Source organism: Actinoplanes sp. NPDC051494, assembly GCF_044454705.1.
GTDB lineage: Bacteria > Actinomycetota > Actinomycetes > Mycobacteriales > Micromonosporaceae > Actinoplanes.
Map to the genome: position 1 here is coordinate 587,933 of NZ_JBITDZ010000001.1, position 11,250 is coordinate 599,182.

Here is an 11,250-nt window from a genome sequence, read left to right on the forward strand (position 1 = left end):
GAATAATACTCAGCGAAACGGCTACGTCGACAGACGCGTAGTGCGCATCCCACACGCTCGGCGGATGCCTTATCAGCACACCGTCACAGACCATTCACACGCCGTCGCAAATGGGCCGTCGGGCATCACCATTGAGTAGTCTGGCGACGACGCTGAGCAGGTCCCGCCACCTACCGCTGAAAGGTGCGAAGGTGGCAAATTAGACAGCCATCGAAGTCCGCGGATCCGGATCCGCCCAGGTCATCCGGATCGCGCACCGCAATCCGGCCCTCCGGAGGGGACGCTCCACCGCCGTCCGGCGCGGGGCGGTCCGGGATCAATCTGAAATATCCGGGCGAGGCGGGCCGCGCCCTCCAAATCAGTCGATCCGGGGTGACAGTCGGCGTCCCGGGCCCAGCGGGCCGCACCGGACGGCCGGCGCCGGGCCACGGCGGACGACCCGGGCCGATGGACCGAGCCGGGTGGACCGAACGGACCGAGCCGTCCCGGCCGAACCGGATAGCCCACATGATGGGCCGACAAAGCGGTCCAGCCGGCCAACCACCCGCCGGGCCGGCGGAGCGGTGCGACCGGACCGACCACCTCGTGGTCGGCCAGGGTCGGCCGGGGGGCGGCTCGGACCACCCCGTGGGCGGCCAGGGTCCGCCGGGGGCGGCTCGGGCCACTTCGTGGGCGGCCAGGGGCGGCCGCGGGGGTGGCTCGGGGTCAGCGGAGGCGGGTCGTGGCCAGGGTCAGGGCTCGGTGCAGGATCCGGGAGTCGCCCAGGAGGCCGCGGAGGCGGCGCTCGAGGCCGGCGATCGGCACGAGGTTCTGCGGGGCCCGGGGATCCTTGTAGGCCGAGGACGCGAACCTGGGCAGCGTCGCCCCGGACAGCTCGGCCAGCTCGATGGCCTCGTCCGGGCTCAGGTCCGGCGAGCACTCGATGCGGACGATGCCCGCCCATGGTGCGCCCGAGGCGCCGGGGAGGCGGAGGTACCAGGACCAGCCGCCCCAGACCGTACCCATGGCGAAGACCGGGGTTCGCTGGGCCGGCTTCAGGCCGGTGACGACCGTCGTCAACGATGCCGGGAGGTACTGCTTCTGCTGGGTCTTGATGTAGCCGATGGTCCGGGGGAGATGGCGCCGGTTGCGCAGCGGGCCGTCGACCACCAGCAGGTCCGCGCCGTCGGAGCCGTGGTCGCGGGCCTCGCCGGAGATGTCGATCTCGAGGGCGGTGAGCGGGGCCTGGACCGCGGCGGGCAGTTTGCTGGCCTCGCCCGGGCCGCTGACCCGGCGGACCTCGTAGCGCACCGAGCCGGCCTGGATGTCCTCCGCGGTGGGGCTGGCCGTGAACAGGCCGCGGGCGACCCGGGCGCCGGCCAGTTCGGCGATGCCGTTGCGCAGGTCGCAGCGGACCACCCCGGCCGCGTACGACGCCGCGAGCCCCGGGTACGACTGGCCGTCCTCCTCCGCGGTCCAGAGGCCGGCGTCGTTGCGGCGCACCCCGTCGACGAGGAAGACGACGTCCGGGGCCTTGCGGTGGGCCGGGACGTCGATCGGGGCCCACTGGGCGGTCGGGATCTCGACGTCGGTGTCCACCTGGGCGCTGCTCGGGGAACCGGGGCCGTCGGCGGCGTCCCCGCCCTCGAACGAGGCGCCGTAGGACGGGTCCCACGCGTCGACGAACATCCTGGTCACAGGCCGACCCTTTCGACGTGTGCGGTGCGGGCGTCCTTGCGGACCTCGAAGCGGACCGGGACGCGTTCGGCCAGAGCGTGCACGTGGGTGACCACGCCGACCATGCGGTCGCCGCGGGCGGCGAGGTTCTCCAGGGTGGCCGCGACCACGTCGAGGGTGGCCGCGTCGAGGGTGCCGAATCCCTCGTCGAGGACGATCGACTCGAGGCTCGCCGCGGTGGTGGACATGCCGGCGAGCTGTTCGGACAGGGCGAGGGCCAGGGCCAGGGAGGCCTGGAACGTCTCGCCGCCGGACAGCGTGCGGACCCCGCGGCGCAGGCCGGCGTCGTGGTGGTCGACGACGTAGAACTCGCCCTTGTCGTGCATGAGGTCGTACTGCCCGCCGGTGAGCTCGCGCAGGATCCGCGACGCGCCGTCGACCAGCAGGTCGAGGGCCTCCTCCAGGAGCCAGCGCTCGAAGTTGTTGGCGCGCAGGTGCCCGGCGAGGGACTTGGCGACCCGGTTGTCGCGCACCAGGCCGGCCCGCTGCTCGGCGAACTCCTGGGCCTGTTCGCGGCGTTCGCTGAGGCGCTGCCATGCCGCCTCGGCGCGTTCCGCGGCGACGGCCGCCGCCCGGATCAGGTCGGCGTCCGCCCCGGCGCTGCGGGCGGAGCTGACCGGGCGGGCGAGCCCGGCCGCGGTGAACAGCTCCACCACGGCGTCCCGGGCCCGCTGTGTCTCGGCGTGGGCGGACTCGGCCGCCGCCACCGCTTGCGCCTGGGTGGCCTCGCGCTGCCGCGCGGATTCCAGAGCCCAGGAGACCAGCGTGGACCAGGCCCCGGCGAGATCGTCACGGTCGGCCGGGGGCGGCGAGAAACGACCGACAGCGTCGCGTACGGCGTCGAACGCGCGCCAAGCGGTCCGTTGCTGCTCCTCCGCGGCACCGACCGCGGCCTGGGCCCGGCGCTGGGCCTCCCGGGCCGTGCGCACATCGGTGCCCGCGCCGTCCAGTTTGCGCTGCAACCTGGTGAGCTCGGCGAGTTGGGCCTTGAGCGCGTCCTGACCGGGTGAGTCGGCCAGGGCCGCCTTGACCTCGGCGAGCCGCGCCTTGTGGTGTTCGAACTGGGCCCGTTTGCGGTCGAGGCCGCGTTCCAGCTCGCGGGCCACCGCGTCGCGCTGTTTCCAGCCGGTGGTGGCCACGTCGGCCGCGGACCGGGCGGCTTTGCCCTGGCGTTCGGCCATCTGCACGGCCGAGCCCTCGGGCATCGGCGGGACCTCGGTCACCCGCTGCTCGCAGACCGGGCATTCGTGACCGGCGATGAGGTGGGCGCGCAGGGCGGCCGCCCGGTCGGCGGTCTGCGCCTCGGCGTAGTCGAGCCGGGCCTGTTCGAGCAGCTGCTCGGCACCCAGGTGGGCGTGGTGGGCGAGTTCGGCGCCGGCGACCGCGTCCTTCCATTCGACCTCGGCGACCGACACCTGCCCGGCGAACCATTCGGCCTGCCCGGTCAGCCGGTCGAACTCGACGTGCCGGTCGAGCAGCAACCCGAGCGAACCGGCGTCGCCCGCGGCGGAGAGCTCACCGCGTACCTTCTCCTCGTGCTCCTCGGCGGCGCGCACGCCGGTGGCCGCCTTCTCGGCCTCGGTCCGCGCGGTGGCCGCGACCTCGGCGACCCGCGCGCTGCCCTCGGGGGTACGCACCCGGGATAGCGCCGCGAGTTCCTGGGCGACGGCGTCGCGGGCGGCGGCCAGCGTGGCTTCGCGGTCGCGGACCTCCTTGAGCCTCGGCACCGCCTGCTCGACCGCCGCGGTCAGCTCCCGCATCGTGGCGAGCCGGGCCGCGGCCTGCTCGACCGCCGCGTCGTCGGCGTCGGCGAGCCCGTCGAGGGCCTGGTCGACGACCTGGAGCTGGGCCTCGGCCTTGCTCGCCCGCGCGGTCGCCCTGGTCTGCACCTCCTCGTAGACGTGCAGGCCGAGGAGGTTGACGAGGATCTGCTGGCGCACCGCCGGCTTGGCGTGCAGGAAGTCGGCGAACTGGCCCTGCGGCAGCACCACACAGCTGGTGAACTGCTCGTACGGCAGGCCGACCGCGTCGACGATCGCGGTCTCCATCTCGGCCGGGGTGCCGGCCATGACGTCGCCGAGGTCGTCCAGGCTCATCCCGGTGTCGAGGCGGGTGGCGTCGAAACCGGGCGGCATGAGCTGCAGGCCCGCACCGGCGGTCTTGACGTTGCCCCGGCCGTCGCGGCGCACCACCCGGGTCGCGACGTAGCGCGAGCCGGCCGATTCGAAGACGAGCCGGACCCGGGCCTCGGTCGCCGACGGGGAGAGCGCGTTGACGATGCCGCGGCTGCCACCCCAGCGGGGGACGGTGCCGTACAACGCGAAGATGATCGCGTCGAGCACGGTCGACTTGCCCGAACCGGTCGGGCCCACCAGAGCGAAGTAGTCGGCGTCGGTGAAGTCGACCGTGGTCTCTTCCCGGAACACCGTGAAACCGGCCATGTCGAGCCGCAGAGGCCTCATTGTGTGCTGCTCACCTCGTCGTAGAGCTCGTCGAAGAGTTCGCGTACGCCTTCCTCGGTGGTGCCCTTGTTGTCGAGGTAGTCACCGAAGAGCTCGCGGGGTGAGCGGCCGGCCCGCTGCGCCATCCGCTCCCCTGCCCGGTCGGGGATCATGTCGGGGTCGATCCGTACCTCGAGCGCGTTCGGCAGCAGCTCCTGCACGTCCTCGCGCAGACCCACCCGGGGCGTCTCACGGACGTAGACACGCAGCCAGGCGTCCGGAAGGTTCACCGTGGCGAGCTGTTCGACGGTGCCGCGTACGGTCCGCAGCGTCTTGGCCGAGGTGATCGGCACGTCGCGGGTCTGTGCCGCCTTGTCGGTGGAGACGTCGACGATCGCGACCGAGCAGACGTTCTCCTCCTCGCCGAAGTCGATGGCCAGCGGGCTGCCGCTGTACCGCACCGGGCCGGGGCCGATGACGCGCTGCGAGCGGTGCAGGTGGCCGAGCGCGACGTAGTGGGCGTTCTGCGGGAAGACCGTGGCGGGAACCGCGTACCCCATGACGGTGTGGGCCTCGCGCTCGCCACCGCCGGAGCTGGCCCCCACGATCGTGAGGTGCGCGGTGAGCAGGTTGACCGTGCCGGGGTCGGTGAAGCCCTCGGTGAGCCGGGCGATGAGGCGGGCGATGTGGTCCGCGTACGTCTGGTTGGCCTCGGCCGCGGTCAGGTCGTACATCTCGACGGCCCGGATCGCGTAACGCTGGGACAGGAACGGCAGGGCGGCCAGCTGCCAGCGCTCGCCGCCCTCGGTCTCGCCGGTGAGGATCAGGTCCTCCGGCTTGTCGCGGACCGACCCGCGCAGCTCGATCCCGGCCGCGTCGGCCCAGGGGCGCAGCGCGTCCAGCGCGGGCCCGTTGTCGTGGTTGCCGCCGATGGCGACGACCCGGGCCCCGGTCGCGCGCAGCGCCGTGAGCGCCCTGGTCACCACCCGGGTGGCGTCGGGCGTGGGCGCCGCGCTGTCGTAGAGGTCCCCGGCCACGATCACCAGGTCGGGCCGCTCGGCGCGGGCGACGTCGACGACCTGGCCCAGCACCTGGATGTGTTCCTCGTGCCGGGTGCGTCCCTTGAGGACCTTTCCGACATGCCAGTCGGATGTGTGCAGGATGCGCATCGCAGAACCTTAGAACGGGATGTCGTCGTCCGACGAGCCACTACGCCCGCCGACGACCGCGAACGGGTCGACGCCCTGCACGATCGAGCGCATCGTATCGGCCGGTGGGGGCCCCGACTCGGACTTGCGGGTCGCCCAGGCCGGGAACGGGAATTCCACGCAGAGCGGCACCGGGATGTCGGGCTGGTTGACGAACATCGTGCCGGGGCGGGCGAGCAGCGCGCGCTGACGCATCGCCGGGGGAAGGAAGCCGTACTCCGGGCGGGACGCCTCGGCCGGGTCGAGCCGGCCGACGACCCGGATCGCGGAGTTGGTGACGATCCGGCGCTCGACCTCGCTGGCGGTCTGCTGGGCCCCGATCAGGATCACGCCCAGGGAACGGCCGCGCTCGGCGATGTCGAGCAGCACCTCCTTGATCGGCGACGAGCCTTCGCGGGGGGCGTACTTGTTGAGCTCGTCGAGGACCACGAACAGCAGCGGCCGGCCGGTGCCCGCCTTCTCCTTGTCCTCGAACTCGGTCTTGAGCGTGACACCGACCACGAACCGCTGGGCGCGGTCCGGCAGGTTGTGCAGGTCGACGACGGTGACCTGGGCGCTCTCCGCGGTCTTGATCTGGTGCGGCCGGCGGGCGGCGAGGTCACCGCGGATCAACCGGGACAGGTCACGCTTGCTGCCGATCAGCCGCCGGGCGAACGCGTTGACCGTGCCCATGTTGACCGCGCTGCCGGCCCACGTGGAGCGGGTCTCGTCGTCGGTGAGCTGGTCGACGATGTGGTCGACCATGTCGCTGTAGGACCCGAGCCGGCGCCCGTCGATGCTGATGCCGCCCTCGGCCGGGACGGCGTGCCGGGCCAGGTGGGCGGTCACCGAGTGGACGACCATCGTGTACTGCTGGCGCTCGTCGTCGGCGTCGGCGAACACGTACGGCAGGAGCCGCTTCTCGCAGAACTCCTCGATCGTCCAGTAGAAGCTGTCGACCCCGGTGAGCCGGCTGGCGACGTCGGGCGCGCCGGAGGAGTCGTTCGCCCGGGGCGGGGCATAGACCCGCACGTCCGGGAACGGCGTCGCCGGCAGATCGAGCAATTTGTACGCCGCGCGGGTCGGATCGTCGAGCTTCGTGTTCGGGTGGTCGAGGAAGAGCAGGTCCTCGCCCTTCACGTTGAAGATCAGCGCCCGGGCATTGGTGCCGTCGGCGCCGAGCTGACCCGACCGGAACACCGAATACAGCAGGAACGTCGCGAAGCTCGTCTTGGTCGCCACGCCGGAGATGCCCGAGATCGACACGTGCGCGCCGCGGGTGCCGTCGAGGAAGTCGGCGTTGAGGAACACCGGCACGCCGTCCCGGCCGGTGCCCATCGGCACCCGGCGCTCCATCCGGTCGAAGTGCAGCGCCGCGTCGCGGGCCGCGCCGGACGCCCGGTGCACCACCGCGCCGGGGGCCGGCGGCACATAGAGCTCCGGGTCGACCCGGGTGGTGGTGATCTCGGCGGCCTCCTGCACCAGGGCGGGCAGCGTGCCCTCGGCGATCGCGAACACGTCCGAGTCGAACTGGGCGCCCTCGTGCCGGGCCCGGACCTGGGTGACCACGCCGGCGATCGTGACCGGCTCCCGGTCGGGCAGGTCTCGTTTCGTCACGACCACGTCGTCGAGCTGCAGGTAGCTGCCCGGCGTCACCGCCGTCCAGAACTGCAGCGGGGTCGCGTCGGCGGTGCCGAGCACACGCCCGACCGGGTCGTTGGCACCTTCAGGTTGATCGGACACGCCGATCATGTTGCACCAGGGGTCTGACAAGTTGTCGGACGGCACGTGGGTCGGCGCGCGATATCCACAGGCTTGTCCACCGGTTTCAGCGACTGCGCGCGTACCGGAGAAAGAGCATGTCACCCTCGGACAGCACGCCGTGCAGGGCCATCTCGCGCGGTGGGCCGTCGGTCCCGGCCGCGATGCGGCCGGAGGAGCCGCCGGCGAGCAACGGCGACAGGGTCAGGCAGAGCTCGTCGACCAGGTCTTCCGCGATCAGTGCGCCGAACAGGTGCGGACCGCCCTCGCAGAGGATCTGGGTAGCGCCGCGACGATGGAGTTCCGCGACGAGCCCAGCGAGGTCCGCCATCACGATGATCTCCGCGACCCCGGCCAGGCCCGGCGGCGGTTCGCTGCCGGCGCGGGTGAAGACGAGCGGCCGGATCGGCGCGTCGGTGAAGACGAGTTGCCCGGGATCGAGGTCGAGGGAGCCCGAAACGATCACCATCAGAGGAAATTCGGGCAGACCTCGATCCGTACGCCATCGTCGCCCGGCCTCGTCGAGACGCAACGCGTCGTAGTTCTCCGCGCGGACGGTGCCGGCCGCGACCACCAGGGCGTCACAACCCGTACGCAGCGTGTCGAAGATCTTCTTGTCGCCCGGCCCGCCCAGCCCGCCTGACCTGCCGTCGACCGTCGCCGCGCCGTCGATGCTGCTGACGAAGTTGACCCGCAGTGTCGGCGCCGGCATCCGCGGGTAGCGGGCGTGCAAGTCTTCAGGGATCATGACCTAGGAGATCATGGGGATGCGGGACCAGTCACCGGCGGTGTGGGAACCACAGGCCGGTGCTGACAGTCGCACCAGGACCGGCCTCGGCAATCCTGGTGCCGGCGCTCCTTGCAGGCGCGGCAGATCATGCCGTCCATGCTATTGCGTACCCAGCAGGTCCGGGCAGACACGGGCCGTGAAGCAGGAGAATAATGCGCCCATGACCAGGCAGCCTGTCCGCTCTCCGGGACGCCCGACGCTCGACGCCGTCGCGGCTCGCGCCGGGGTCGGCCGGGGCACCGCCTCCCGCGTCCTCAACGGTTCCTCGCAGGTCAGCCCGCAGGCCAAGGCCGCGGTCGAGGCCGCCATCCAGGAGCTGGGCTATGTGCCCAACCGGGCCGCGCGCTCACTCGTGACCCAGCGCACCGACTCGGTGGCGCTGGTGGTCTCGGAGTCGCAGGAGCGGCTCTTCGGCGAGCCGTTCTTCGCCGGGGTCCTGCGCGGGATCAACTCCGCGCTCATGGAAACGCCGCTGCAGCTGTGGCTGGCGATGGCCGCCTCGCCCGAGCAGCGCGAACGTGTCGTGAATCACCTGACCGGCCATCACGTGGACGGCGTCCTGATGCTGTCGCTGCACGACGAGGACCCGCTGCCCGCGATCCTGCGCGAGCGCGGCATGCCGTTCGTGCTCGGCGGCCGCCCGGTGGACCCGCACGCGGAGGACTTCTTCGTCGACGTCGACAACGTCGCCGGCGCCTGCCAGGCGGTGGAGTTCCTGCAGGACAACGGCGCCCGCCGGGTGGCGACGGTGGCCGGCCCGCAGGACATGGAGGTCGGCCGCGGACGGCTGGCCGGTTACCGGTCCGCCGTACGCGGCGCCGAGCTGATCGAGTACGGCGACTTCAGCGAGGACGGCGGCGCGAGCGCCATGCGGGCCCTGCTCGACCGCGAGCCCGGCCTCGACGCCGTGTTCGCCGCCTCGGACCTGATGGCCGGCGGTGCGCTGCGGGTGCTCCGGGAGGCCGGGCGGCGCGTGCCGGAGGACGTCGCCGTGGTCGGTTTCGAGGACGCGCCGGTCGCGACGCAGACCCAGCCCCCGCTCACCACGGTCCACCAGCCGGTCGAGGACATGGGCCGGCGCATGGCGGAGCTGCTGGTCAGCCGGATCCGCCGGGAGCCGGTGGAGAATTCCCACGTTCTGCTCGACACCCACCTGGTCCGTCGCGGCTCCGCCTGAACCTCGTATTCTTAGTGTGATTCAGCGCATATCTATGCGTCTTGACGGCCGAGACACGGTGGCGCAACGGGCGCGAAATGCCGCCTCGGCACACTGGGCGCATCTCCGGCGGCACACTCGTGCCGTCTTCCTGACGGGAGGAGTTGCATGTTGCTGCGGGTTCGAGTCACTCTTCCGGACCGCCCCGGTGCCCTCGGCCAGGTCGCGCGCACGCTGGGCGTGGCCGGCGCCGACATCGTCCAGGTGGTGGTGCTGGAGCGACTCGGTGGCCGGGCCGTCGACGACTTCACCGTCGTCTGGCCGGGCGCGTCCCGTGTCGAGCGACTCCTCGCCGGCCTCGCCGCCATCCCCGGTGTCCAGGTCGACGGCATCTGGAAGGCCATCGGCGCACCGGTCTCCGGTGGTCACGACGCCGAGCTCCTGGCCCAGGTGGCCGCCAACCCGGCGGACGGCCTGGCCACGCTCGTCGACGCCGTCCCCGCGCTGCTGGCCGCCGACTGGGCCGCCGCCGCGGTGGTCCCCGCCGACTGGGCCGCCCGCTCCGCCGCGCCCCGCCCGGCGTCGGCCCCGCAGACCGGCAACGAACCCTCCGTCGCGTACGCGAGCTGGCGGGCCCCGTCCCCGCTGCACCTCCCCGAGGTGACCCCGCTGCGCGCCCGGCCGATGCTCGGCCCGGACAAGACCAAGTACGCCGTGGCCCCGTTCGGCCGCGCCGGCCTCGTCCTGGTCATCGCCCGCCCCGACGACGAGGAACTGCCCGCCGCGGCGTTCCACATCACCGAGGTGGACCGGATCGCCCAGCTCGTCCGCGCCGCCGCGGTCATCCTCGGCGACCGCCTCGACCAGGCCGGTGTGCCCGCGGTCGCAGCGGCTGTGATCGACCCCTCATAGTTTCCCCAGCTCAGGCAATACGCAGGTAACACCTGCGGGGGAGGCTTAAGTTCGGAACATCGGCATGAGGGGGTCCGAGGCATGGCGCTGTGGCGGATCAGGGCAACGGTCGACGACCGGCCCGGTTACCTATCGGTCCTGACGGCAAGTCTCGCACTGCGCTCGGTCAACATCCTCGCCGTCCAGGTGCACACCACCGAGGACGGCGCGGTCGACGACTTCCTCGTCGACGCCCCCGACACCATGTCCGAACACGAGCTGCAGGCCGCCATCGCCCGGGGCCGCGGCCGGGAGGCCTTCGTCACCCGCGCCGAGGCCCAGGGTCTGGCCGACCAGCCCACCCGCGCGCTGGCCCTGGCCGGCCGCCTCGTGCACGACCCCGACACCCTCGGCGAGGCGCTGGTCGCCCTGCTCGACGCCGCGGAGGCCCGCTGGCGCCCGGCCGGCACGGTGGTCCTGCACGGCTACGACGAACAGCACATGACGCTGATCGACCCGGCCGGCGGCACGTACGAGGTGGTCCGCCCGGCCCCCGCCTTCACCCCCGCCGAGTACGCGCGGGCCCAGGCCCTGGTCGAGGTGAGCAGCGCCCTGCTGCGCCGCACCACCGGCCGGACCACCGTCCTGCTCCCCGACGGCGCCGAGCTCCTGATCCGCGAGGCCACCGGCGACGACCTCGACGGGGTACGCCGCCTGCACGCGGACAGCTCCGCCCAGTCCCGCCAGCGCCGCTACCTCACCGGCCTCGAATCCCCCAGCGACGCCCGCCTGCGCCGCTTCCTCGAGCCCGCGGCCGGCCTCACCCTGCTCGCCCTGCACACCGACCCGGCCACCGGCGACGACCACGTGATCGCCATGGCCAACCTCCTCGCCGAGGGAGACCTCGGCGAAGCAGCCGTCCTGGTCGAGGACACCTGGCAACGCCGCGGCATCGGCACCGCCCTGCTGCGCCGCCTGCTCACCTGGGCCGCCCAGTCCGACCTCGAAGCCGTCATCGCCCACGTCGGCGCCGACAACGTGGCCGCCCTGCGCACCCTGCGCCGCTTCGGCGTCGGCCCCGCCGACCGCGACGGCGGCCTGCTCAGCCTCACCCTGCCGGTGACCGACCGCCACCCGGCAACCAAAGAGACTCCTGCCACCTCCGGGTGACGGGTGAGAGCGGCGGGGGGGGGGGCCCCCCCCGCCCCCCCCCGGCCCGTGGGTTTTTAATGCCCCAGCGCGGGCCCCCCCCAAAACCAGAGGAGCCCCGGAAGGCCACCGGCCGAGGGGGGCCCCGGAAAAAAAACC

8 protein-coding genes are annotated in these 11,250 nt (G+C 72.6%); 3 read left to right on the top strand and 5 right to left on the bottom strand.

Translation table 11 applies throughout. The annotated features are described in order from the left end of the window. Positions 1 to 705: 705 nt before the first annotated feature. The 5 genes from ACIA6A_RS02650 to ACIA6A_RS02670 form a co-directional block, all read right to left on the bottom strand. Positions 706 to 1,677: a hypothetical protein gene (locus ACIA6A_RS02650; RefSeq protein ID WP_396095637.1), complete on the bottom strand. Its 972-nt coding sequence runs from the start codon at positions 1,675 to 1,677 to the stop codon at positions 706 to 708. After that, the gene (locus tag ACIA6A_RS02655; protein ID WP_396095638.1) at positions 1,674 to 4,178 is read right to left on the bottom strand and encodes an AAA family ATPase; all 2,505 of its coding nucleotides are present in this window, start codon (positions 4,176 to 4,178) and stop codon (positions 1,674 to 1,676) included. The genes ACIA6A_RS02650 and ACIA6A_RS02655 overlap by 4 nt, the downstream gene beginning before the upstream one ends. Further along, positions 4,175 to 5,326, bottom strand: coding sequence for an exonuclease SbcCD subunit D (locus tag ACIA6A_RS02660; protein WP_396095639.1), 1,152 nt, complete (start codon positions 5,324 to 5,326; stop codon positions 4,175 to 4,177). Before ACIA6A_RS02660 ends, ACIA6A_RS02655 begins: the two co-directional genes overlap by 4 nt. Before the next feature lie 9 nt (positions 5,327 to 5,335). Then, a complete protein-coding gene (locus ACIA6A_RS02665; protein ID WP_396095640.1) occupies positions 5,336 to 7,096 on the bottom strand; it encodes an ATP-binding protein in 1,761 nt (586 codons plus the stop codon). A 76-nt stretch (positions 7,097 to 7,172) separates the two neighbouring features. Next, the gene (locus ACIA6A_RS02670) at positions 7,173 to 7,853 is read right to left on the bottom strand and encodes a pyrimidine reductase family protein (RefSeq protein ID WP_396095641.1); all 681 of its coding nucleotides are present in this window, start codon (positions 7,851 to 7,853) and stop codon (positions 7,173 to 7,175) included. Positions 7,854 to 8,055: 202 nt separating this feature from the next. Here ACIA6A_RS02670 and ACIA6A_RS02675 point away from each other — a divergent pair, with 202 nt between their 5' ends. The 3 genes from ACIA6A_RS02675 to ACIA6A_RS02685 all read left to right on the top strand — a co-directional run bounded on the left by ACIA6A_RS02675 (position 8,056) and on the right by ACIA6A_RS02685 (position 11,112). Then, positions 8,056 to 9,072 carry a LacI family DNA-binding transcriptional regulator gene (locus ACIA6A_RS02675; protein WP_396095642.1) on the top strand — a complete coding sequence of 339 codons (1,017 nt, stop codon included), beginning with the start codon at positions 8,056 to 8,058 and terminating at the stop codon, positions 9,070 to 9,072. A 147-nt stretch (positions 9,073 to 9,219) separates the two neighbouring features. After that, positions 9,220 to 9,963: an amino acid-binding protein gene (locus ACIA6A_RS02680; RefSeq protein ID WP_396095643.1), complete on the top strand. Its 744-nt coding sequence runs from the start codon at positions 9,220 to 9,222 to the stop codon at positions 9,961 to 9,963. A gap of 81 nt (positions 9,964 to 10,044) precedes the next feature. Further along, complete coding sequence (locus ACIA6A_RS02685; RefSeq protein WP_396095644.1) at positions 10,045 to 11,112, top strand: GNAT family N-acetyltransferase; 1,068 nt, start codon at positions 10,045 to 10,047, stop codon at positions 11,110 to 11,112. The last annotated feature ends 138 nt before the right edge of the window (positions 11,113 to 11,250 follow it).